Source organism: Agrobacterium sp. rho-13.3, assembly GCF_033957765.2.
In the GTDB taxonomy this organism is placed as follows: domain Bacteria; phylum Pseudomonadota; class Alphaproteobacteria; order Rhizobiales; family Rhizobiaceae; genus Agrobacterium.
The window spans coordinates 156210-179655 of sequence record NZ_CP192774.1; the positions used below are offsets into that span (position 1 = coordinate 156210).

16 protein-coding genes and 1 tRNA gene are annotated in these 23446 nt (G+C 57.8%); 10 read left to right on the forward strand and 7 right to left on the reverse strand.

Annotated elements, in window-relative coordinates; translation table 11 throughout:
* Positions 1-169 precede the first annotated feature (169 nt).
* On the reverse strand, positions 170-3907 hold the full coding sequence (locus tag RMR16_RS00760) for a peptidoglycan-binding protein (RefSeq protein ID WP_320200980.1): 3738 nt from the start codon (positions 3905-3907) through the stop codon (positions 170-172).
* A 364-nt stretch (positions 3908-4271) separates the two neighbouring features.
* Between RMR16_RS00760 and RMR16_RS00765 the strand changes: the two genes are divergently transcribed.
* From RMR16_RS00765 to RMR16_RS00790, 6 genes are all read left to right on the forward strand, one after another.
* Positions 4272-6068 (forward strand): acyl-CoA dehydrogenase C-terminal domain-containing protein, encoded by a 1797-nt coding sequence (locus tag RMR16_RS00765; RefSeq protein WP_320200979.1) that lies wholly within the window; start codon positions 4272-4274, stop codon positions 6066-6068.
* Between the two features lie 37 nt (positions 6069-6105).
* The gene (locus RMR16_RS00770) at positions 6106-7314 is read left to right on the forward strand and encodes an acetyl-CoA C-acetyltransferase (protein ID WP_320200978.1); all 1209 of its coding nucleotides are present in this window, start codon (positions 6106-6108) and stop codon (positions 7312-7314) included.
* A 255-nt stretch (positions 7315-7569) separates the two neighbouring features.
* Complete coding sequence (locus RMR16_RS00775; protein ID WP_320200976.1) at positions 7570-9786, forward strand: FAD-dependent oxidoreductase; 2217 nt, start codon at positions 7570-7572, stop codon at positions 9784-9786.
* A 347-nt stretch (positions 9787-10133) separates the two neighbouring features.
* A complete protein-coding gene (locus RMR16_RS00780) occupies positions 10134-10625 on the forward strand; it encodes a histidine kinase (RefSeq protein WP_320200975.1) in 492 nt (163 codons plus the stop codon).
* Positions 10626-10860: 235 nt separating this feature from the next.
* Positions 10861-11322: a hypothetical protein gene (locus tag RMR16_RS00785; protein WP_320200974.1), complete on the forward strand. Its 462-nt coding sequence runs from the start codon at positions 10861-10863 to the stop codon at positions 11320-11322.
* Between the two features lie 372 nt (positions 11323-11694).
* Positions 11695-11770 (forward strand) — tRNA-Phe (locus RMR16_RS00790).
* A 149-nt stretch (positions 11771-11919) separates the two neighbouring features.
* Here RMR16_RS00790 and mnhG read toward each other — a convergent pair.
* From mnhG to RMR16_RS00820, 6 genes are read right to left on the reverse strand one after another with little or no spacing between them, the layout of a single operon-like run.
* Positions 11920-12264: a monovalent cation/H(+) antiporter subunit G gene (gene mnhG, locus RMR16_RS00795; RefSeq protein WP_320200973.1), complete on the reverse strand. Its 345-nt coding sequence runs from the start codon at positions 12262-12264 to the stop codon at positions 11920-11922.
* Positions 12261-12542, reverse strand: a complete 282-nt coding sequence (locus tag RMR16_RS00800) for a K+/H+ antiporter subunit F (RefSeq protein ID WP_320200972.1) — start codon at positions 12540-12542, stop codon at positions 12261-12263. Before RMR16_RS00800 ends, mnhG begins: the two co-directional genes overlap by 4 nt.
* The gene (locus RMR16_RS00805; RefSeq protein WP_320200971.1) at positions 12539-13027 is read right to left on the reverse strand and encodes a Na+/H+ antiporter subunit E; all 489 of its coding nucleotides are present in this window, start codon (positions 13025-13027) and stop codon (positions 12539-12541) included. Before RMR16_RS00805 ends, RMR16_RS00800 begins: the two co-directional genes overlap by 4 nt.
* On the reverse strand, positions 13024-14670 hold the full coding sequence (locus tag RMR16_RS00810) for a monovalent cation/H+ antiporter subunit D (RefSeq protein ID WP_320200970.1): 1647 nt from the start codon (positions 14668-14670) through the stop codon (positions 13024-13026). The genes RMR16_RS00805 and RMR16_RS00810 overlap by 4 nt, the downstream gene beginning before the upstream one ends.
* On the reverse strand, positions 14667-15002 hold the full coding sequence (locus tag RMR16_RS00815) for a Na+/H+ antiporter subunit C (protein ID WP_320200969.1): 336 nt from the start codon (positions 15000-15002) through the stop codon (positions 14667-14669). The genes RMR16_RS00810 and RMR16_RS00815 overlap by 4 nt, the downstream gene beginning before the upstream one ends.
* Positions 15002-17920, reverse strand: coding sequence for a monovalent cation/H+ antiporter subunit A (locus RMR16_RS00820; protein WP_320200968.1), 2919 nt, complete (start codon positions 17918-17920; stop codon positions 15002-15004). Before RMR16_RS00820 ends, RMR16_RS00815 begins: the two co-directional genes overlap by 1 nt.
* Positions 17921-18922: 1002 nt before the next feature.
* On the opposite strand from RMR16_RS00820, the gene RMR16_RS00825 reads away from it, so the two are divergent.
* Genes RMR16_RS00825 through RMR16_RS00840 form a run of 4 tightly spaced genes read left to right on the forward strand, consistent with a single transcriptional unit; the run spans position 18923 to position 23444 of the window.
* Positions 18923-20518 (forward strand): methyl-accepting chemotaxis protein, encoded by a 1596-nt coding sequence (locus RMR16_RS00825; RefSeq protein WP_320200967.1) that lies wholly within the window; start codon positions 18923-18925, stop codon positions 20516-20518.
* Entirely contained in the window at positions 20518-20811 is a 294-nt protein-coding gene (locus RMR16_RS00830; RefSeq protein WP_062586448.1) for an STAS domain-containing protein, read from the forward strand. The genes RMR16_RS00825 and RMR16_RS00830 overlap by 1 nt, the downstream gene beginning before the upstream one ends.
* Position 20812: 1 nt before the next feature.
* A complete protein-coding gene (gene cheY1 / locus RMR16_RS00835; RefSeq protein ID WP_320200966.1) occupies positions 20813-21178 on the forward strand; it encodes a chemotaxis response regulator CheY1 in 366 nt (121 codons plus the stop codon).
* Positions 21179-21194: 16 nt separating this feature from the next.
* A complete protein-coding gene (locus RMR16_RS00840; RefSeq protein ID WP_320200965.1) occupies positions 21195-23444 on the forward strand; it encodes a chemotaxis protein CheA in 2250 nt (749 codons plus the stop codon).
* Positions 23445-23446 lie beyond the last annotated feature (2 nt).

Genomic DNA, 23446 nt, shown 5'->3' on the forward strand with positions numbered 1-23446 from the left:
CATGGCTGTCAATTATTCAACGGCAAATACGTTGATAATTTGGAAAGATGGAAGGAAGACGAGAGGTTTTTCGCCTTTCTCCGAAACGCGAAAAACCTCTCTCCATTTGTTTTAACGCATTATCCGGACGCAAAACCGCTTCGCACTTTTGGCTCGGAAATGCTCCAAATTACTTGTTGCGCGCCAGCAACGCCGTCACCAGCTCGTCGGTAATGCGGCCATCCGGGTTCTGGCCAATGGACTTTTGAAAATCCTTGATGGCTGTCACCGTGTTGCGACCCAGCTTGCCGTCCGGCTCACCCGCTTTGAAGCCATTATTGTTGAGAATGGCCTGAATGTTGCGGATTGCCTTCTGCATGTCCACGGACGACGTCTTGATCTCCTCGCCACCCACCCATTCGGCTGGCGGGTTCACGGAATTCGCCTCATCGTTCAGCGGCGTCACCTTCCAGGCTTCAACCTTGGCCTTGGCGCTGGCAAGCTGCTCGGGCTTCATCGCCTTGGCAACGTCGTCACGCTTCTGGCCAGCATCGGCATCGCCATCCCGCGCTGCAATTGCAAACCACTTGTAGGATTCTTCAAGGCTTTGCGCCACGCCGCTGCCGCGCGCGTAAAGAATGGCAAGATTGAACTGGCTGTCACGGACACCAAGGTTTGACGCCTTGATGAACCAGTCACCAGCGGCTTTGAAATCCGGCGCGCCCGCAGCATCGGAGGCCAGAAGAACGGCCAGATTGTGCATGGCACCCGCATTGCCCTGATCTGCGGCCAGCTGATAATAACGCTTGGCTTCGGTCAGGTTGCGCTCAACGCCGTTCGCCTTTTCATACATGTTGCCAAGGCGATACTGGGCCGGTGCCAGGCCACGGTCAGCCGAAAGCTTGTACCACTTCGCGGCCTCGGCCCGGTCGGCAGCAACGCCGCGACCATCCGTGTAACGTGCGCCGATTTCAAACAGTGCCAGCCTGTCACCCTTGGCTGCGGCTTCACCCAGCGAGGCTGGTGTCATGCCCGCAGGCACAGCAATTGTTTCCGCCGTCCGCAACGTATCCTGCTGGATCACGGCATTCGGGGTCAAAGGTTGCAACTGTTCGGCAACATCGTTGCCGTGAGGAACGGTGGGAAGCCTCAAAGCAGGCGGATCTTGTGGCAAGGGTGCGCCACCGATGGCGCGTGCGTCGATCAAGCGTTCCTGCTTGTCGGCATCCACCTGCATACGGTCGGCGGCGGCCTGTGCCTTCTCGTCGATCGTCAGTTCGGCAGGCTCGGTCACAGCTGGCTGCACGCTGGCCGGTTGTGCATCGGCAGGTGCAGACATCGGCGCAGCTGTCGGTTCGGCTGGCGCTGGTTCAACGGCAATCGCGGCTGGTGTCGTTTCGCTGCCAACCAAGGACTTGATCGCAGGCATCGCCATCATGGCCAGAAGAATGGCGCCGATACCCAAAAGCAGCGGGCGGCGGTAACGGGACAGCGCGGAGCCTTCCTTTTCAGCCGCACCCTTGCGCGGCTGGCGGGCGGCAAAGCTCTTGTCCGGCACGCTTTCCTGCGCGGCAGCCTGTGCAGCGCGGCGGGCGGCGGCAATGAAATCGGCGCGGTTGTCGCTGTCATTCGATCCTGCACGGGCCGCAGCCGTCTGGCTGGCGCGCACCCGCTCCAGAATTTTCTTGATGTCAGGCGCGCCGGAACCCGGCTCCAGCAATTCGTTTTCAACATCCGCCTGCAACGTGTCGACGGGGTCCAGCGCGGGCGCAGGGTCGATCTGCGTGCGTGCGGTCACGTCGGTTTTTGGCGCCTCTTCGGTTTTAGCAGCGCTGGATTTGAAGCGGCGCGTCAGGCCGGAAAGAAGACCACGTTTTTCCTCCACGGGCGCCTTTGCGGCAGCCGGTGGCACCAGTGTCTCGGTCGCGAGTTCATTGTCGAATTCGCGGGCAGCCTCGTTATCGAACAAGGGCTTGGTGCCATTGGCAATCAGGCCTTCATCGGGAAAGGTCGCAGCGGGCATACGCACGCCGTCATATTCTGCCCAGTCGTGGTCGGCATTGGTGGGCGCAGGCTGCAAAGAGGCAGGGCGCGGGGCGCTGCGATTGTCCAGATTGTCGAGACGACCGGCAATCTGCACCAGCGTTTCATGCAGCGCTTCAAAGGTGCGGTGCGTGCGCTCTTCGGTGTTGCGGCTCAACCCTTCCAGCTTGCGCAGATCGTTGGCAAGCTCGGTCAGAATAACCATGTCGGCCGGGCTGGCGGTCTGCGAAAGATTGTTGCGCGTATGCGCTTCCAGAACGGCTTCCGCCGCCTGCCGTGCCGCTTCGATAATATATTCGTCGCTGGACGCCATGTAGTCTTCAATGGCGGACATGCGCTGGTCGAGTTCCGGCGACATGCCATTGGTATCAACGCGGGCAGGCGCCTTTGTTTCATCCAGCTTGGTGGCAATATCGCTGAGGCGATCTTCCAGACGCTTGAAGGCGACATCGTAGGATGCGACCTTGGCAGGCGCAGGCTTCGCCTCGATCTGCTCGATCCGGCGGGCGATTTTTTCCAGACGCTCGGCCATCTTGTCGTTGACGGCACCGGTATCAAGCTCATCGATCTTGCGCGAAATGTCGGTCAGAAACGATGTCAGTTCCGGCTGGCTGGACGGGCGCTGCGAACGCTCCAGCAGCAGCGAAAGCTGGTCCAGACGCTCACCCAGCTTTGCGGCGCTGCGCTCTGCGGACAGTTCTTCGATCCGGCTCGTCAGCGCGTCGAGGCGTGTACCCAATGCCTCGGACGGCTGCTCTTTTCTGGTGGCAGCGTCTGTCAGTACGCCGATTTGCGAGGACAGCGTGTCTAGCCTGTTTTCCAATCGCTCGGTCAACGCGACGTCCAGTGCGGGGGCAGGGCGGTTTCCAGCAGCGGCAATCGCCCGGCTGATTTCGTCCAAACGCTGGTCGAGACCGGAAAAATGCTCGGTCAGTACGCCGTCATTCGGCTGAATGTGTTTGCCCAGATGTTCGACCGCACTGGCAATGGTCAGCAGCTTTTCTTCCAGCGCACGCACCGGCGCGCTGCTGCTCATGGAGCCAAGCTGGGTTTTGATGTCGTCCAGACGGTAGGCGAGGGCGACGATTTCTTCCTGAAGCGGTGCCGTGTCGAAACCGCGCAACGTGTCTTCTACGTTGTCCCAACGGCTTTCCATGCGGTGCATACTGTCTTCACGGGCAACCTGATCCATCAGCACGCGCAGTTCTTCAAACTCGCTGCGCAGTGCCTCGACATCCGGCGATGTGCTGGCGCCCATGCGGTCGATGCTGGCGGCCAGCCGTGCGACGTCTTCGCGAATATCCTCGGCAAAATCCTGATTTTCGGCAAAGGAACGAATGTTGCGCAGTTCGGAACGCACGCCCTGCATTTCGCGGGCAACACCTTCAGAAATCTCGTGTTTCAGCTCTTGGCGCAGGCTGACCAGTGCTTCTGCCACTTCGCGCAGCGCCGCGTCGCCCTGGTTGGCGTTTTGGGTCGGTGCGGGGGCTGCACGCTCAAACCGGGCCGTCGGGCGGGGGCGGGATGCGGGAATGGCAGTGGAGGCGCGGTAATCGCGCTCGGCATAACGGCGTTCGCTTTCACGCTCAGCCACCATGTTGGCGCGCGGCGCTTCCGCCTGCTGGCGTTCCCAACGGGCATCAAGTGCCTGCTGGCGCTGGCGAATTTCGTTGACGGGGTCGAAACGCGGCTTGAGCGACGGTCTGGCTGTGCGGTTTTGAACGGGCGAACGGTCAGCCGACGATGGATCGTCATAAGCGCTGCGTGGAGCTTGTGCGCCAAGCAGATCTTCGATCCGGGCCTCAAGCCCTTCAATGGTGCGGTTAAGCGCATCCAGAGATGATCTGTCGTTATGCTGCTGGGAATTCGATCGCAATCCGTTCATCTTCCTGCTCGCTTCGTTGCCCGGTTGGTTTTCCTGCAAAGCCGCCTGAAAGGCTTGTAGGAGATAGGTCTTTTTTTAAATTCGCCTGACGGGAAACGCTTCGGCTTTCGAAGCAGTCCCCTTGAACTGAACAATTGCCGAAATATGGTAAAGAAATAGTTAATTAGCAGTTACTGTTTTAACCTTTTCTTCATCTAGGTAAACGGAAGTGGCTTTAATTCTAATGACACCAAGTTGACATAAGCTTGTAAGGCGCCGCGAAAATTCTCACCAAAGTCATTTGACGTTTACGCGCACGTCAAATATTGTCGTCTTATGTTTGAGGCCGGAGCAATCCGGTGAACGATGCGGAGGAACATCGGTAATGCCTGTTTACAAGGCCCCTGTTAAAGACACGCTTTTCATTCTCAATGATGTGCTCGGTTTGGAGCGCTACAATAATCTTCCCGGTTTTGAGGATGCCACCCCGGATATGATCGAAGCGATCACCGGCGAGGCGGCAAAGCTGGCGGAAGAACAGCTTTTCCCGCTCAACCTGTCCGGCGATCAGCAGGGCTGCACCCGCGCCGAAGACGGGTCCGTCTCCGTGCCGGAAGGTTTCAAGCAGGCTTATGACGCCTATTGTCAGGGCGGCTGGACCGGCCTTGCGGTGCCCACGGAATATGGCGGGCAGGGGCTTCCCTATACGCTGCACGCGGCCATTGGCGAATATATGTCGTCGGCCAACCTGTCGCTGATGATGTATCCGGGCCTGACCCAAGGCGCGATTGCCGCCATCCTCGTGCATGGATCGGACGCGCAGAAAGAGACCTATCTGCCCAAGATGATCGAAGGAACATGGTCCGGTACCATGAACCTGACCGAGCCGCATTGCGGCACCGACCTTGGCCTGTTGCGCACCAAAGCCGTGCCGCAGGGTGATGGCTCTTATAAAATCACCGGCCAGAAAATTTTCATTTCGGCTGGCGAACATTCCATGACGGACAATATCGTTCATCTGGTTCTCGCCCGCATCGAAGGCGCACCAGAAGGCACCAAGGGCATCTCGCTGTTCATCGTGCCGAAATTCCTCGTCAATGAGGATGGCTCGGTCGGTTCGCGCAACGGTGCGGTCTGCGGTGCCATCGAACACAAGATGGGCATTCACGGCAATTCCACCTGCGTCATGAATTACGATGACGCGACCGGCTATCTCATCGGCGCGGAAAACAAGGGCCTCTCGGCCATGTTCGTGATGATGAACGAAGCCCGCCTTGGCGTTGGCCTGCAAGGCCTGTCGATTGGTGAAATCGCCTATCAGAATGCCGTCGAATATGCCCGCGAGCGTATTCAGGGCCGCTCTCTTTCCGGCGTTAAGGCGCCCGAGAAGAAGGCCGACCCGATCATCGTCCACCCGGACGTGCGCCGCACATTGCTGACCATCCGCGCCTATAATGAAGCCAGCCGCGCCTTCCTGCTCTGGACCGCGCTGCAATCGGACATCGCCCACCGCTCGACGGACGAGAAAGACCGTCAGGCCGCAGACGACCTGCTTGGCCTGGTCACGCCTATTCTCAAGGGCGTGCTGACCGACAAAGGCTTCGACCATGCTGTCATGGCGCAGCAGGTTTTTGGTGGCCACGGTTACATCGAAGAACATGGCATGAGCCAATATGTTCGCGATGCCCGCATCACCATGATTTATGAAGGCGCCAACGGCATTCAGGCGCTTGATCTGGTGGGCCGCAAGCTCGGCCTCAATGGCGGCCGCGCCGTGATGGCACTGTTCAAGGAAATCGGTGATTTCTGCGAGGAAAATCGCGCCGACGAAGCGCTGGTGGTCTACACCAAGGGTCTCAAGAAGGGCTTGAACGACCTGCAAGCCGCAACCATGTGGTTTATGCAGCACGCCATGGCCAAGCCCGACAATGCCGGTGCCGGTTCGACCGACTACATGCACCTCTTCGGCCTCGTCGTTCTGGGTTACATGCACGCCCGCATGGCAAAAGCCGCGCAAGTGGCATTGTCTTCGGGTGGTTCGTCGGATGAGCAATATCTCAAGACCAAGCTCGTCACCGCCAAGTTCTTCATGGAGCGTATTCTGCCAGAAACCGCCCTGCGCAAGACCCGCATCGAGGCCGGCAGCGACACGATGATGGAACTGGCCGCTGAGGCATTTTGAGAATAACGGCATTCACGTGCCGACAGGGAGATGAGACATGACTGACGTTTATATTTACGACCACGTCCGCACCCCACGCGGGCGCGGCAAGAAGGATGGCAGCTTACACGAAGTGCCATCCGTTCGCCTTGCCGCCAAGACGCTGGAAGCCATCCGCGACCGCAACGGGCTTGATACCGCAACCGTCGATGACATCATCATGGGCTGCGTCGATCCTGTCATGGATGCGGGCGCGGTCATCGCCAAGGGTGCTGCTTTTGAGGCCGGTTATTCCAACAAGGCGCCGGGTATGCAGATTTCGCGCTTCTGCGCCTCTGGTCTGGACGCCATCAACTTCGCAGCCGGAAAGGTCGCAGCAGGCTCGGACGAGATCGTCATTGCGGGCGGCGTGGAAAGCATGTCACGTGTTGGCATGGGCATGTCCGGCGGTGCCTGGTACATGGACCCGTCCGTCAGCTTCCCGGCCTTTTTCATGCCGCAGGGCGTGTCCGCCGATCTCATTGCCACCAAATATGGTTTTAGCCGTGATGACGTGGATGCTTACGCCGTGGAAAGCCAGAGGCGGGCCGCCCACGCATGGGAAAACGGCTACTTCAAAAACTCCGTCGTTCCGGTGAAAGACCAGAACGGCATTGTGATCCTCGACCGCGATGAGCATATGCGCCCCGGCACGGATATGCAGGCGCTGGCCTCGCTCAACGCGTCCTTCCAGATGCCCGGCGAGATGGGCGGGTTTGAAGCCGTTGGCATCATGGCCCATCCGGAAGTGGAGCGCATCAACTACGTCCACCACGCGGGCAACTCATCCGGCATCGTCGATGGTGCCGCTGCCGTTCTGGTCGGCTCGAAAGCAGGCGGCGAGAGCATGGGCCTGAAACCCCGCGCCCGCATCCGCTCCTTCGCCAATATCGGCTCCGATCCGGCGCTGATGCTGACCGGCCCCGTGGACGTCACCGAAAAGCTGCTGGCGAAAACCGGCATGTCGATTGCCGATATCGACCTCTTCGAACTCAACGAAGCCTTCGCCGCCGTCGTGCTGCGTTACCTTCAGGCCTTCGACATCAGCCACGACAAGATGAACGTCAACGGCGGCGCGATTGCCATGGGCCACCCGTTGGGTGCCACCGGCGCGATGATCCTCGGCACGGTTCTGGATGAACTCGAACGCCGCGATCTCAACACCGCGCTGGTTACGCTGTGCATCGGTGCAGGCATGGGTACGGCAACGGTTATCGAGCGGGTTTAGTAAACGGCCATGACGAGGGAGATGTACGAACGACCCAAGAATGAAATCGAGCAGCAAATGGCTCGACACAATCTAGAAAAAGACATGGCGCAAGACTACGAGGCATCGACTCGCGTTCTCTCAAAAGACGATGTTCAAGGTCTCAAAGCGCAAAGTCTTGGTTTAATTGTGTTTATCGTTCTCATGTTCGTTTGTTTCGGTCTCGCCGTCTGGCTGTACTGACCTAAAAAGAATTCGGGGAAGAGGAATCCCAATATGAGCACTTACACCAATTTCACCGTCGAAACAGACGCAGACGGCATTGCCCTCGTCACCTGGGATATGCCGGAAAAATCCATGAACGTCTTCACGCAGGATGTGATGGACGAGTTGAACGCCATCATCGATGCCACTGTGGCAGATACTGCCGTGAAGGGCGTGGTTTTCACGTCGGGCAAGTCGTCCTTTTCCGGCGGTGCAGACCTGTCGATGATCAAATCGATGTTCTCCTTCTACACTGATGAGAAGGCAAACAACCCCGATCAGGCAGCACAGAAGCTGTTTGAACTGGTGGGCCGCATGACCGGCCTGTTCCGCAAGCTGGAAACCAACGGCAAGCCTTGGGTATCTGCCATCAACGGCACCTGCATGGGCGGTGCGTTCGAGCTGTCGCTCGCCTGCCATGGCCGCGTGGCGTCCAACGCCAAGAGCGTCAAGATCGCCCTGCCGGAAATCAAGGTCGGTATTTTCCCCGGTGCCGGTGGCACGCAGCGCGTGTCGCGCCTGACCGATGCGCAATCCGCACTCCAGATGATGACAACAGGCCAATCGCTGACGGCCAGCCGCGCCAAGGCCATGAACCTCGTGCACCAGGTGGTAGAGCCGGATCAGCTGATCCCCGCCGCCAAGCAAATGATCAAGGACGGTTTGAAACCCGTCGCGCCATGGGATGAAAAGGGCTTCAAAGCCCCCGGCGGCGGTATCTGGACGCCTGCTGCCGCGCAACTCTGGCCCGCTGCCCCGGCCATTCTGCGCCGCGAAAGCGCGGGCAATTATCCCGCCGCTCTTGCCATTCTCAAATGCGTCTACGAAGGCCTGCAATTGCCTTTCGACACGGCTTTGAAGGTCGAGCAGCGCTATTTCACGGAAATCCTTCGCTCGAAGGAAGCCTTCGCGATGATCCGTTCGCTGTTCATCTCCATGCAGGAACTGGGCAAGGGTGCCCGCCGTCCGGCCGGTCAGCCGAAGAGCGACCTGAAACATGTCGGCGTCGTCGGCGCTGGCTTCATGGGTGCATCCATCGCTTATGTGACCGCCGTTGCCGGCCTCGACGTCACCCTGATTGACCGTGATGACGAAGCCGCCGCCAAGGGTAAGGCCACCTGCGAAGGTCTGGTGAAGGACAGCGTCGGCAAAGGCCGCATGACCCAGGAAGAGGGTGCCGCCATCCTCGCCCGCATCACGCCAAGCGCCGATTACGCCTCGCTCAAAACCGCAAACCTTGTCATCGAAGCGGTGTTCGAAGACCGCGATGTGAAAAAGGCCGTCATCGAGGCCGTGGAGGCGGTGCTTCCCGAGGGCGCGATTTTCGCTTCCAACACCTCCACCCTGCCCATCACCGGCCTTGCGAAAAACGCCAAGCGCCCTGCGGATTTCATCGGCATCCACTTCTTTTCGCCGGTCGAAAAAATGATGCTGACCGAAGTTATTCTCGGCAAGGAAACCGGAGACAAGGCGCTGGCTGTTGCGCTGGATTACGTCGCGAAAATCAAGAAGACGCCTATTGTCGTCAACGACACGCGCGGCTTCTTCGTCAATCGCTGCGTGCTGCGCTACATGGCTGAAAGCTATGACATGCTCATCGAAGGCGTGCCCGCCGCCATGATCGAAAATGCGGCGAAATTCGCTGGTATGCCGGTTGGCCCGCTGGCGCTCAACGATGAAGTCGCTATCGACCTGTCCTACAAAATCCTCAAGGCCACGGTTGCCGATCTTGGCGAAAAGGCTGTCGATCCGCGTCATATGGAGCTGGTCAGAAAGCTGGTGGAAGGCGAGGGTCGTTTTGGCCGCAAAAACGCCAAGGGCTTTTACGATTACCCACCAAAGCCCGCGAAAAAGTCTCTCTGGCCGGGCCTCAAAGACCTCTACACGCAGAAGAAACCAGAAGATGTGGACATGGACGTGCTCAAACAGCGCTTCCTCGTCACCATCGCGCTGGAAGCGGCCCGCACGGTTGAGGAAGGCATCGTGACCGATCCGCGCGAAGCAGATGTCGGCTCCATCCTTGGCTTCGGTTTTGCGCCATACACGGGCGGCGCGCTGTCTTATATCGACGGTATGGGCGTGAAGACCTTCGTGGCACTGGCAGAAAAGCTGTCGGAAACCTACGGTCCACACTTCAAGCCCACGCCACTGCTGAAAGACATGGCCGCCAAGGGCGACACTTTCTATAGCCGGTTTGATCCCTACAAAACTGCCGCCCAGGCCGCTTGAAAGATCAGTTAAACGACAACAGGCCCTTCGGGGCCTGTTTCATGAAAGAAACATGCCAACAAAGCACACCTATGTATTCATGGTCGTTGCTTTCCCAATGCCGGATGGTCGGAGGATTTATTTGCACGGCGTATGTGCGACCGTAAAAATCACGCATAACAAAAACATAAATCCTTGGGTGTCGTTTCACCAAAGCAATCAAAAATCTTTTTTACATCAAATAATTTCGGATCGCCCGTTAACCGTCTCAATATCAATCTTCGTTACTTGACATTATTTAGTATCCTAAGTCTGGTTTTTTATTTTATATCCGCTCTAGAGCACGCCTTGACCCCAAAGGATTTCCCATGAAACGCGTTATTCTCGCCGCTGCCATCGCCCTTGCACCGTTTTTTGCTCAGGCGGAAACACTCAAATTTCCAAGCGACGCGCCTATTGCCTCGGTAAAAATTCCGGATGACTGGGAGCCGAAGGAGACGGTTTCCGGCATCGAAGCCACATCACCGGATGCGGCCATTTATTTCTCGATCGATGTTGCCACCGACAAGAACATGGACAAGGTCATCGACGACGCCATCAAATTCCTCACCGACAACGGTGTAACGATCGATGCGAAGACGAAATCCGATTCCGGCGATGTCGACATCAACGGCATGACATTCGGCAGCATCGAGTTTGACGGCAAGGATGCCGATGGTCCTGTGGAGGTCTCCCTCGGCTTTGCATCCCCGTCTGAAGGCAAAATGCTGGTCGTGACCTACTGGGGTACCAAAGAAACACAGGATGCCCACAACAAGGAACTGGTCGGTATTTTGAAGTCGCTCAAGCCAGCGAAATAACACATCACTTCTGATAGGCTTTTAGCGTACCTCGAAGGCCCGTTTGCCGTGCATGCGGGCCTTTTATCTTGCGTCCAATTCGGCACCGAACTCGTACGTGATCGAAATGACAAGTCGGTCGCAGCAACGATGAAACGAAACACTGCATCCTTTTCCCTCTTCCCGCGTTTTCAAAACATCCGCCATCATCCCGCCCATTCCCGGCGGCAAAACGCGTGTACGAGAGGACAATTGAATGCAGGCATCTGTACGCTCCCACGGCTTCGCCAAACCGTCAGACTTGGAAAACGAACTTTCTGAACTGGAGGATGATGTGAAGAAAACGGTCAAAACACCTGTCGCCCGCGCCAAAGCCGCTGCCACCAAGGCGACGACTGTAAAGGCGCCTGCAAAAACAACCGTGGACCCTGCGTTGCGCAAGGAAGTGGATGATCTTCGCAAGCAGGTCGAGACCATTCGCAAACAGGTGGAGAAGCTGCAAGCAGCCCAAATTCGCAAGCCGCAGTCCCAACCACAGGCACAGCGCCCATCAAAGGCATCAAGCCAGCACGCCGATATGGCAAACTGGCTTCCTGTCATCCGTTCCGTCGCCATCACTTCGCTGGCAGGCCGCATCTTCGCATCCTCGCCCATCATGGCCCTGCTGGTCGCTGCCGTTCCATTCGCGCTGGGGCTTTCTGCTGGGTCGAAGAATTAAGGCATCTCTGAAATCGCCGCGCCGCTGCCATGTACCGCTCTACCCATCTGATGTGGAACACGGGACGCAGCGGCAGCAACCGTCATCTACGCTTGTGTGCGGGATTATTGTGCAAGGAACCAGTTGGGTGACCCGCCCGAAAAATATACCGAAAAACTGGATGATTGCGCAATGATCCGCACCCGATCAACATCGGTTGCGCGCTCTCAAACAACGGTCGGAAAGTCATCCACAGGCAGCGCCAAAAAACTGTCAAAAAAGTTGTCACAGGCGCTTGCCATGTTCGAACAAGATGTTATAACCCCGCTCACTTCCGGGGGAAACAACTTCCCCGGCGCTTGTAAAAGCAAGGGTTCGTCCAGAGCCTGTAGTGCCCGAATAGCTCAGTTGGTAGAGCAGCGGATTGAAAATCCGCGTGTCGGTGGTTCAAATCCGCCTTCGGGCACCATTTTTCCCAAGTCTCATGAAAATCGGTGCAGCTTTGTTTGTCGAACTGATCGTGCGTGGCACGGAAGTTTACCGAACGTCAGAACCATGCCCATTAATCAGCAGGCGACACCACAGGTCGACCCGGAGACGTCGACCTCACTCCAGTGTTCAGAGACTTTGGCGGCTGTTGGGGTCTTGTTCGGCGCGGTCGCGGTAGAGGGCGGCCCGGCCTAGGAGCATGAGGGAGACCGGGGTGGTGACGGTCATGAAGATGCCGATGAAGATTTCGTGGAAGACGGGGCGTTCGCCCGATACCCAGAAATAGATGATCGACGCCATGACGATGCCGCCCGTGCCCCAGCTTGTGCCCAGCGTGGGGGCGTGGAGGCGCTCGTAGAAGCTTTGCAGCTTGGCAAAGCCGATTGTGCCGACCAGCGCAAGAGATGACCCCAGCAGCACGAAGAAGGCGACGAGGATGGCGGCCCAGAGGGGAAATTCGGCGGCGTTGCTCATTCGATAACCTCTCCGCGCATCATGAATTTGGAAAGCGCAACCGTTGAAACGAAGCCTAGAATGGCAATCAACAGTGAGGCCGTGAAATAGATGTCGTTGCCGGTGCGCAGGCCGAAGGTGAGGACCAGCAGCATGGCGTTGACGTAAAGCGTATCGACACCCAGCACGCGGTCTTGCGCGCGCGGGCCGATGGCGATGCGATAGACGGCAATCGCCATGGCGATGGCCAAAAAAAACTGGGCGATTGAAAACGACCAGAAAAGGATAACCGAACTCATTCGAATATCTCCATCAGCATTTTTTCATATCGGTTCTTGATAAGGCGCGTCCAACTGGCTTCGTTCACATTGTCCAGAACGTGAATGAGCAGGGTGCCTTGCGAGGAGTTGTATTCCAGCCATGCACTGCCGGGCGTTGCTGTTAAAATCACGGCCAGAACGGCAAGGCCCATCGGGTCGCGGATATCAAGCGGGATGGTCAGGAAGCCCGACTGGATTTTTCGGTCACGCCGGAACAGGATGATGGAGGCAACGGCGATGTTGGAGCGAATGATGTCGTAAAGCACGATGGCGATGAGCTTTATCAGCAGATGCCAGTTGCGAATGCGCGGCTTTGGCGGTCGCAATGAAGCCATGGCCCAGGAGGCAAATATCGCTACCGCTGTTCCAAGCAGCAGATGTCCGGGCGAAAAGCTGTTGATCGTCATCCAGAAGAGGATGAGCGACACCGTCAGCAGCGGATAGGGCAGGATACGGCCAATCATGGATTTCCCCCCTGTCCATTGTCAGAACGCGGCGCTGACATAACACCCTGAATATAGCTGGCGGGTAGATCAAGGATACGGGCCGTTTCCTGCATGTAGCGCATCACGGGCCCGGCAGCTATTGTCATGGCCAATGTCAACGACAAGAGCAGCAATATTGGCGCGATTTCGATGACGAGAACGCGCGGCACGGTGCCTTCGAGAGAACCCCAGAAGGTGCGAATGCCGGCGCGGGTCATGGAAATCAGCGAGGCAAGGCCGGAGAAAACGATCAGGAAAACGATCCACCATGAGAGGGTGGAAATGCTGTCATTCGCGCCAAGGCCGGAAGGGTTGAGAATGGCCGAGAGCATCGAGAACTTGGCGATGAAGCCAGAGAGGGGCGGTAAGCCGGCCAGCAGAATGCCGCAGGCGGCAAAGCATGTACCAATCACCGCCATCGTGCCGGGCATGGTGACGCCGACCTCATCCTCTTCCTCATCTTCCTCGCCCTCACCATATGCTTCCATCGTCACGGCGAGAACGTTGGCGCCGGCATCCTGGCCGCGCTCCACAAGCTCGATCAGCATGAAAAAGGCGCTGATCGTCAGCGTGGAACTGACGAGGTAATACAATGCGCCCGCGGCGACCGTGGGATTGCCGGTGCCCATGGCGGCAAGAAGTGTTCCGGATGACACGAGGACCGAGAAACCGGCAAGGCGGCCCAGCGCCTGCGAGGCAAGAACGCCTATGGTGCCGAAGACGATGGTGGCGATGCCACCGACCAGAAGTGCATCATGCCCGAAACCGGCAGATTCGCCTGCCGTCTGGCCGAACAGCAGGAAGGTCAAACGTGCGATGACGTAGATACCGACCTTACTCATAATCGCGAAGATGGCGGCAACCGGCGCGGATGCAGCGGTGTAGGCCGAAGGCAGCCAGAAATTCAGCGGCCACATACCTGCCTTGACCAGAAACGCGACGCCCAGCACGGCGGCACCCGTTTCCAGCAACATGCGTTGATCGGGGTTGAGACCTGCGATGCGTTGCGCCAGATCGCCCATGTTGAGCGTGCCGGTGACACCATAGATGAGGCTGACACCGATGAGGAAAAACAGCGCGGCAACGAGGTTGATGGCGATGTAATGCAGTCCTGCCTTCACACGCAGTTGACCGGAGCCATGCAGCAGCAGGCCATAGGACGCAGCGAGCATGACCTCGAAGAACACGAAGAGGTTAAACAGATCGCCCGTCAGAAACGCGCCGTTTACGCCCATCAGCATCAGATGGAACAGCGAGTGAAAATGCGCACCGGATCTGTGCCACTTCGCCAGCGAATAGATGAGCGAGGGTATGGCCAGCAAAGCGACCAGCAGAACCATCAGCCCGGAAAGGCGGTCTGCGACCAGAACGATGCCGAAGGGGGCAGGCCAGTTGCCGAGAAGATAAACGCCGGTGGAAATGACGGCGGCGACTTCCGTGTTGACCGTGGAGTTCACCTCCAGAAACAGCGCTATGGCCACAGCCAGCAGAATGAAGGAGGAAACGACGCTGACAACGGCCTTGGCGGCACGTTTGCGCTCGTCGATGAACAGCAGGATAGCGCCGGTGATCAGCGGCACCAGAATGGGCGCGACGATGAGATGGGATGGGAAGAAATTCATTTCGTTTCCCTCCCGTCAACATGGTCTGTGCCGGTAAGGCCGCGTGCGGCCAGCAGCACGACGAGGAAGAGCGCTGTCGTTGCAAATCCGATAACGATGGCCGTCAAAACCAGAGCCTGTGGCACAGGGTCGGTGAGGGTGGAGGTACTGACCCCATCCAGCAACAATGGCGGTGCATTGGTCTTTATGCCTCCAACGCCGAAAATGAACAGATTGACCGCATAGGACAAAAGCGACAGGCCAATGATGACCTGATAGGTGCGTGGTCGCAGGATCAGCCAGACGCCCGATCCCGTCATCACACCGATGCCGATGGCAAGAATGAGTTCCATTACGCGTCCTCCGCTTTTGCGGCGTCGGGCGTACGTATCTTGTAGTTACGCAGCGATTGGTGCGCCAATGCTATCAGAATAAGAACGGTTGCGCCGACGACGAGCGAAAAGACGCCAAGGTCGAACAGCAGCGCCGACGCTGTCGGCATTTTTCCAATGTAGGGGATTTCCGTATATTGGAAATAGGACGTCAGGAACGGGTAGCCGAAATACCACGATCCCATGCCCGTCGTTGCCGACATCAACAGGCCAAAGCCCATCCAGCGCAGCGGCAGAATGCGGATGCGGTCTTCCGCCCAGCGCGTGCCGCCTGCGAGATATTGCAGCAGGAACGCCACCGCCATGGTGATGCCTGCGGAGAAACCACCGCCCGGCAGATCATGGCCGCGCATGAACAGGAAGATCGAGAAGGTCACGATGACCGGGAACATCCACTGCATGATGACGGATGGCACCAGCAGATAATCGCGCACGGTGTCGCCCTTGGTGCGTTCCGGGCTGTCGGCATCGAAGGCGTTCTGGATGCGCTGTTGTTCTGGCAGGCCGATGCTTTCATGAGCGGGACGGAAACGGCGCAGCAGGGAGAAGACGGTGAGGCCGACAATGGCCAGAACCGCGATTTCGCCCATCGTGTCGAAACCACGGAAATCGACCAGAATGACATTGACGACATTGGTGCCGCCGCCTTCCGAATAGGCATTTTCCAGGAAATAATTGGCGATGGTGTTGGGCACGGGAAGTGTCATGACCGCAAAAGCGATGATCGCCATGCCGATGCCGGAAAACACGGCCAACAAAAAGTCCCGCCCGCGACGAAGCTGGGAGGGAAGCTCCGAACTGTTATCGACCTTCACCATGCGTTTCGGCAACCAGCGCAAGCCGAGCAGGATGAGAACCAGCGTGACGATTTCCACCAGCAACTGCGTGATGGCGAGATCCGGCGCAGACAGCCAGACGAAGGTGAGGCATGTCACGAGGCCGGACACGCCAAGCATGATGAGGGCTGCAAGCCGGTGATATTTCGCCTGCCATGCGGCACCCATGGCCGAGATCATGCCAATCGCCCAAAGGATCGCGAAAATCGGGTCGAATGTCTTAACGCTTGGCAAGGTCAGCGAGACTTTGGATGCCGCCAGTGGTGAGAAACCGGCGATCAGTGCGACCAGGATCAGCATACGGAGCTGCGGTTGCAGGCGTCGGGTGCCGAGCGTGCTTTCCAGCCAGCGCGCCCATTTCCACGAAACGGTAACAATGATGCGCTCGAAGATGCGCTGTCCGCGCAGGTGGCGGAAGAAGGGAGGCCCATCATCGCAACGGGAGAAATATCCGCCCAAAGTGACATAGATCACGATGCCGCCGATGAGTGCCACGAGGCTCATCATCAGGGGAAGATTGAAGCCGTGCCAGATGGACAGGCTGTATACCGGGGTTTGCGGGCCGAGAACCGAAAGCACGGCTGAATGCAGGAACGGACCGATGGAAAGGCTGGGGACGATGCCGACGATCAGGCAGGCAAGGACCAGAAACTCGATAGGGAAGCGCATCCAGCGGGGCGGTTCATGCGGTTTCGGATTGGGAATATCGTGCGGCGGTGGCCCGAAGAAAACCGTGTGGATGAAGCGCAGCGAGTACGCGACCGCGAATGCACCGGAAAGCGTTGCGACATAAGGCAGCGCCTTGTCCAGCAGGGAGTCCGCATGGGTTTCAACGGATTCTGCGAAGAACATTTCCTTGGACAGAAAGCCGTTGAACAGCGGAACACCGGCCATGGCCGCACTGGCCGCCATGGCGAGCGTGGCGGTGGCGGGCAAGAAACGATAAAGCCCGCTCAGCCGCCGCATGTCGCGGGTGCCTGTTTCGTGGTCGATAATGCCCGCCGCCATGAACAGCGATGCCTTGAAGGTGGCATGGTTCATCATGTGGAAAATGGCAGCAACCGCCGCAAGCGGGCTTCCAAGGCTCAAAAGGGTGGTGATAAGGCCGAGATGGCTGATGGTCGAATAGGCGAGCAGGCCCTTCAAATCCTGCTGGAACATGGCGAAATAGGCGCCGAGCAGCAGCGTCGAAATGCCTGCGAACCCCACCAACCAGAACCATTCCTGCGTTCCCGCCAGCACCGGCCACAGCCGCACGAGCAGGAAGACGCCTGCCTTCACCATGGTGGCCGAATGCAGATAGGCGGACACCGGCGTGGGTGCCGCCATGGCGTTGGGAAGCCAGAAGTGGAACGGGAACTGCGCGCTTTTGGTCAATGCACCGATCAGGATCAGAATGAGCGCGGGCAGGTAAAGCGCATGGGCGCGGATATCCGCGCCCTTTTCGATGATGACGTCCAGATCATAGCTGCCCGCCATATGGCCGAGGATCAACAGGCCCGCCAGAAGGCAGAAGCCGCCGATGCCGGTGACGGTCAAGGCCATGCGGGCGCCATCACGGGCGGTGGCATTGTGGTGCCAGTAGCCAATCAGCAGGAACGAGAAAATACTCGTCAGTTCCCAGAACATCGAAAGCAAAATGACATTGCCGGACAGCACGATGCCGAGCATCGAGCCCATGAAGGACAGAAAGAACGCGAAGAAACGCGGAATGGGGTCTTCCGCCGACATGTAATAACGGGCGTAAAGCACCACCAGCAGGCCGATGCCGGTGATCAATACGGTGAACATCCACGCGAATGCATCAAGCCGCAGCGTGAAGTTCAGACCGAGTTGCGGCAGCCACTCCAGATCATATTTGAGAACCGCGCCGCCTTTGACGCTGGTGTAGAGAAAAATCGTCGTGACGAGGCTGAACAGGGCAATGCCACCTGCGACGGCAGCAGGCGCGCGTGCCGCTCCGTCTCTCGGCATCATGGCGGTTATGACGCTGCCGATAAAAGGGAGGGCGATCAAAATGGGAAGAAGAAACTCAAGTCTCATATAGGGCGGCAATTTTCTCTGGCGTTAAGATTTGGCGGTTGGGGTGCCCGTCAGCTTCGCCAGATCCGTCAAAAGCAAGACGGAAGATTTGGCCGTTGCGGGCTATGAGGTCGTTTGCGGTGGGCCACGGGGTGAGGCCGTTTCGGTTGGTCGAGAAGCCTGCGCGGGGGATTGCCTGCCTTCGAACCCGATTTGGGCCTGTGTATAGTCCGATACCAGTGCTGCGCCCGGTAAAAACCCATAAACAAATTCGTGATTGGCCAATTGCGGGCAAAAGACATGACGAGAGCCGTCGCCGTGGCAATTTTGGCTGCCTTGCGCGGTTGGAAGCCAGCTTTGGTCAGGGGTCTGTGTGCGTTCCAGACGATGTGGCTTCAGAACCGTTCCCGTGGTGACTGAGGCCTGAATTCCCATAAACACGAACATGCCTGCGACGAAGACGTTGATGAGCCTTTTGGATTGGCGCAGGGGCCAGCGGCTTTTCCCCATCCATGGCAAAATCTTGTCTCCTTAGTCGTCGTCAGCGTTTCGTTGAAGCATCACCATGGAAGCGGATATTATGTCCTTTTGTTTTAGGGGAACGGTGTTGCGATTGTCCAGCGCAGGTCCCGGAAAAATAAGAAATATTTTCCAATTTTTCCAAGTTTCGGATGCGAACTGTGTTGCTGCGGCGCACGGAGAAAGTTAAATTATATAACAATTTTTATCATTTGAACGTGAACATGGGGTTTCTTAACTTTCGAGCAAGGAATTAACCATAAACATTGTTCGTATTTCACGGCGGAATGGGGCTTTCTAATCTCCTTCCAGGCATGACGCCGCACTGCCGTACCGGGACTGATCCGGTATTTCGTAGATTGCAGAAGGCTCAGCAGCGTCCGTGCGGCATCATTTTTTGATGCTCATATTCGTAAAATATCCCCATTGGATAACTGGCGTTCTCAATCGGTCATCTGCCGGTCTTTGCCGGCGCAGTTTTGGGGACGTCGCTTGGGGCAGGATTTGCCAACAGATCATACGCGAAAGACCACAGGCGGAAGCCTGGGTGGTCGTCTGCGTTTTGCTGGTCTTGATCAAGACCAGTGCGATCTGCTGCGCCGTTACCGCACCATGCTTGAGCCGCATGTGAAGGCCGGTCTGCGTGACCTGATGGTCCGCTTCCAGTCCATGCCAGACTGTTCCCCGTCTTTCGAGAGCGAAAACCAGCTCGACAGGCTGCACGACCTGCAAACATCGCACTGGAGCGTTTTGACCGACGCCCGGTTCGACGCCGTTTATGCAGAGCGGATCAAGGTTCTGTCCGATAGCGAAAGCCGCATGGGGCTTGACCCCCGCTGGCATGTTGCCGGTCACGCCGTGGTGCTGGAGAACATGCTGGGCGGGTTGATTGCCGAACACTCGCCGCGTTCTCTCCTGCCGGGCAATCGCAAACGTCACCGGGAACTGGCCGAGGCCGTCAAGGCTGTCGTGCGGCTGGTGATGGTCGATACGGAAATTGCGGTGTCGCTGCGTTTCAACGAATTGCGGCTCCGCCACACACAGGAGCTGGCAAAGCAGCGCGAAGACGATCAATCCGGCGCCACGCGCCTGTTGGGCGATGCATTGAATGCGTTTGCCGCAGGCGATCTGACGGCGCGAATTACCGGCGATATTCCAGAGGCTTACCGCGATCTGGCCGCAGCTTTCAACACTGCGCTGGAAAAGATCGGCGCATCCATGTCTACCGCACAGGCGGGCATTCAGGATGCCTATACTGCGACAGAACGTTTGGCGGCTGATGGCAAAACGCTGGCGTCCATCTCCACGCAGCAGGCTCAACGGTTTGCCAGCGCATCGGACACACTCGGCTCGGTCATCGGTGAGGTGCGAACCAGCAGCGACCATATTTCCGCTGCAGAAAGTGCCGTCTTGCAGGCCCGCAATGCGGCAACCGAAAGCGGAACGGCGGTCGGTGAGGCCATCAATGCCATGGCCGGCATCGAACAATCTGCCGAGCACATCGGTCGTATCATCGGCTCCATCGACGAGATTGCATTCCAGACCAATCTGCTTGCCCTGAATGCTGGCATTGAAGCGGCACGGGCTGGCGAAAGCGGTCGCGGTTTTGCCGTTGTCGCGCAGGAAGTGCGGGCCCTTGCCCAGCGATCTGCCGATGCGGCGCGTGAAATCAAAAACCTCGTCAACGGCACCAAAACGCAGGTGAATGAAGGCGTTCGCATGGTCAACCGCACGCAGGACGCCATCGGCGGCGTGGTGCGTCAGGTGTCGGGTGTCAGCGATATGATCGGCGACGTTGCGCGCAGAACCAGCGAAAACGTCGCCACCTTGCAGGCCGTCGCCATCGAACTCGGCTCCATCGGCACCGAGACGGAGCGCTCCGCCAACCGTCTGACGTCTTCGGCGCTGGAGGCTGACGATCTGCATACCGTTATTCTCGAACTTGGCCGCACGGTGCGGGAATTCCGCATTGCCCGCCAGATGCATGCGGCGGCAGAGCCAGCCCCGAGACACTATCAAAACAACGTGGCGGCCGTGCGCGAGGAACGCATCGACCAAGGCTACGTGCAGCAACAATTCAGACGCCAAGGAGTGATTTGATGGCAGGCAGGAAAGCAGCGCAGTCGACATTAAAATTGTCACCGGTGCTGGACCTCAATCAGGCATCCGTCTTGCACGGAAAACTGATGGAAATGAGGGGTGCCCCGCTTGCGGTGGATGCCTCTGAGGTCGAGCGCGTGGGCGTGCAATGCGCCCAGGTATTGATGGCTGGCATCAAGGCTTGGGAAGCCGATGGCAAGCCCTTCACTTTTTCCAAGGCATCCGATGCCTTTGACAAAACCCTTAAACTGATCGGCGTGGATATCGATCATATGCTCCCGAAGGAGATGTAAAATGAAGAAGAAGGTTCTGACCGTCGACGATTCCAGAACGATCCGCAACATGCTGCTCTTGACGCTGAACAATGCCGGGTTCGAAACGATCCAGGCAGAAGACGGCATCGAAGGGCTTGAAGTTCTCGAAGGCTGCAATCCGGATGTCATCGTCACCGACATCAACATGCCCCGCCTCGATGGTTTCGGCTTTATCGAAGGTGTTCGCCGCAACGAGAAATATCGTGCGGTTCCCATCCTCGTGCTGACCACTGAAAGCGACGCGGAAAAGAAAAATCGTGCCCGCCAGGCAGGGGCGACCGGCTGGATCGTCAAGCCGTTCGATCCTGCAAAGCTGATCGATGCCATTGAACGTGTAACAGCCTGATACGGGACCATTCACGATGGATATGAACGAAATCAAAGAAATCTTCTTCCAGGAGTGCGAGGAACAACTCGCGGAACTGGAATCGGGTCTTCTGAAATTAAATGACGGCGACCGTGACCCGGAAACCGTAAATGCTGTTTTTCGTGCCGTTCATTCCATCAAGGGTGGAGCTGGGGCATTCGGTCTAGAAGATCTGGTAGCCTTCGCTCACGTTTTCGAAACGACGCTGGATTGCGTTCGCTCGAACAAGCTTGAACCTGATCAGGACGTTCTGAAAGTCATGCTCAAGTCGGCCGACGTTCTGGCCGACTTGACCAATGCTGCCCGTGATGGCGGCAGTGTGGAAGAAGGCCGCACACGCGGTCTCGTCAAGGAACTGGAAGCGCTGGCCAATGGTGAAAAGCCATCCGGTGGCGCGGCCTCCGAGCCTGTTGCACCGAAGGCCGCAGCACCTGTTGCCGTGGCAGCACCTGCGCCAACCGACGATAGCGGCTTCCAGCCCGTTGCTTTCTCCTTTGGCGATTTTGAAGACGATACGGTTCCTTTGATGGAAACGCCGTGTTTCAACGTCACCTTCAAGCCGAACGCCTCGCTTTATTCCAAGGGCAATGAATCCGCGCTTCTGCTGCGTGATCTTTCCCGTATCGGCGAGATGAGCATCAATTGCGACATGAGCGCATTGCCGGCCCTTGAAAACGTCGATCCGGAAGCTGCCTATTTCCATTGGAAGATTTCGATCAAGACGGAAAAGGGCGAAGAAGGCATTCGCACGGTCTTTGAATTTGCCGAGTGGGATTGCGATCTCGAAATCTCCGAAATCATCTCGGAAACACCGGCAGAAGAAGAACTGCCGATGATCCCCGTGCCGTTCGATCTTTCTGCGCTGGATGATGATGTGCAGGAAGAGCCTGCCATTCAGCCTGCTATCGTTGAAGAAACGGTCGCAGCAAAGACCGTGGCAACGGCGTCTGCTGCAACGGAAGTCACGCGCGCCGTGTCCGCTGCTGCGGAGAAAAAAGAAACACCAGCGGCAGCCGCCGCGGCTGCCAACGCAAGCGCCGGTCAGACGATCCGAGTCGATCTCGACCGTGTCGACCGCCTCATCAACCTTGTTGGCGAGCTTGTCATCAATCAGGCGATGCTGTCGCAGAGCGTGATCGAGAACGATACGACCGGCACCTCCGCCGTCAATATGGGCCTTGAAGAACTTCAGCAGCTGACGCGTGAAATTCAGGACAGCGTTATGGCGATCCGTGCGCAGCCGGTGAAGCCGGTCTTCCAGCGCATGTCGCGTATCGTCCGCGAAGTGGCCGACATGATCGGCAAGCAGATCCGTCTGATCACCGAGGGTGAAAACACCGAAGTGGACAAGACGGTCATCGACAAGCTGGCCGAGCCGCTGACGCATATGATCCGTAATGCCGTGGACCACGGCATCGAAACGCCTGAAAAGCGTGAAGCCGCCGGCAAGAACCCGGAAGGTACCGTCAAGCTGACGGCGAAACACCGCTCGGGCCGCATTCTGATCGAACTTGCCGACGATGGCGCGGGTATCAACCGCGAGCGCGTTCGCCAGAAGGCCATCGACAACGATCTGATCGCTGCCGATGCCAACCTGACGGACGAAGAAATCGACAACCTGATCTTCGCGCCGGGCTTCTCCACCGCCGACAAGATTTCCGACATTTCGGGTCGTGGCGTGGGCATGGACGTGGTCAAGCGTTCGATCCAGGCTCTTGGTGGCCGTATCAGCATCACGTCGCGTCCGGGCCTCGGCTCGACCTTTACGATGAGCTTGCCGCTGACACTGGCCGTTCTCGACGGCATGGTGGTGACGGTTGCCGGTCAGACGCTTGTTGTGCCTTTGACGGCGATTGTCGAAACGCTTCAGCCTGAGGCCGTGAACATTCACTCCTTCGGCTCCAACCAGCGCCTGATTTCGATCCGCAACTCGTTCTGCCCGCTGGTGGATGTCGGTCGTATCCTGAACTTCCGCAACACTCAGGCCAACCCCGTAGAGGGCGTGGCGCTTCTGGTGGAATCGGAAGGTGGCGGCCAGCGCGCTCTGATGGTCGATGCCATCCAGGGTCAGCGTCAGGTCGTGATCAAATCGCTTGAAGCCAACTACACCCACGTTCCGGGCATTGCTGCTGCAACCATCCTCGGTGATGGCCGCGTTGCGCTTATTCTCGATGTGGATGCCGTTGTCGGTGCGTCTCGTGGCCAGTCGCTCAAGCAAGAGATGTCTCTTGCGGCAGCCGGTTGAAA

Bases quoted from the DNA above. Each gene is read 5' to 3' on its own strand.
- RMR16_RS00760 (WP_320200980.1), bottom strand. From the start codon at position 3,907: ATGAACGGATTGCGATCGAATTCCCAGCAGCATAACGACAGATCATCT.
- RMR16_RS00765 (WP_320200979.1), top strand. From the start codon at position 4,272: ATGCCTGTTTACAAGGCCCCTGTTAAAGACACGCTTTTCATTCTCAAT.
- RMR16_RS00770 (WP_320200978.1), top strand. From the start codon at position 6,106: ATGACTGACGTTTATATTTACGACCACGTCCGCACCCCACGCGGGCGC.
- RMR16_RS00775 (WP_320200976.1), top strand. From the start codon at position 7,570: ATGAGCACTTACACCAATTTCACCGTCGAAACAGACGCAGACGGCATT.
- RMR16_RS00780 (WP_320200975.1), top strand. From the start codon at position 10,134: ATGAAACGCGTTATTCTCGCCGCTGCCATCGCCCTTGCACCGTTTTTT.
- RMR16_RS00785 (WP_320200974.1), top strand. From the start codon at position 10,861: ATGCAGGCATCTGTACGCTCCCACGGCTTCGCCAAACCGTCAGACTTG.
- mnhG (WP_320200973.1), bottom strand. From the start codon at position 12,264: ATGAGCAACGCCGCCGAATTTCCCCTCTGGGCCGCCATCCTCGTCGCC.
- RMR16_RS00800 (WP_320200972.1), bottom strand. From the start codon at position 12,542: ATGAGTTCGGTTATCCTTTTCTGGTCGTTTTCAATCGCCCAGTTTTTT.
- RMR16_RS00805 (WP_320200971.1), bottom strand. From the start codon at position 13,027: ATGATTGGCCGTATCCTGCCCTATCCGCTGCTGACGGTGTCGCTCATC.
- RMR16_RS00810 (WP_320200970.1), bottom strand. From the start codon at position 14,670: ATGAATTTCTTCCCATCCCATCTCATCGTCGCGCCCATTCTGGTGCCG.
- RMR16_RS00815 (WP_320200969.1), bottom strand. From the start codon at position 15,002: ATGGAACTCATTCTTGCCATCGGCATCGGTGTGATGACGGGATCGGGC.
- RMR16_RS00820 (WP_320200968.1), bottom strand. From the start codon at position 17,920: ATGAGACTTGAGTTTCTTCTTCCCATTTTGATCGCCCTCCCTTTTATC.
- RMR16_RS00830 (WP_062586448.1), top strand. From the start codon at position 20,518: ATGGCAGGCAGGAAAGCAGCGCAGTCGACATTAAAATTGTCACCGGTG.
- cheY1 (WP_320200966.1), top strand. From the start codon at position 20,813: ATGAAGAAGAAGGTTCTGACCGTCGACGATTCCAGAACGATCCGCAAC.
- RMR16_RS00840 (WP_320200965.1), top strand. From the start codon at position 21,195: ATGGATATGAACGAAATCAAAGAAATCTTCTTCCAGGAGTGCGAGGAA.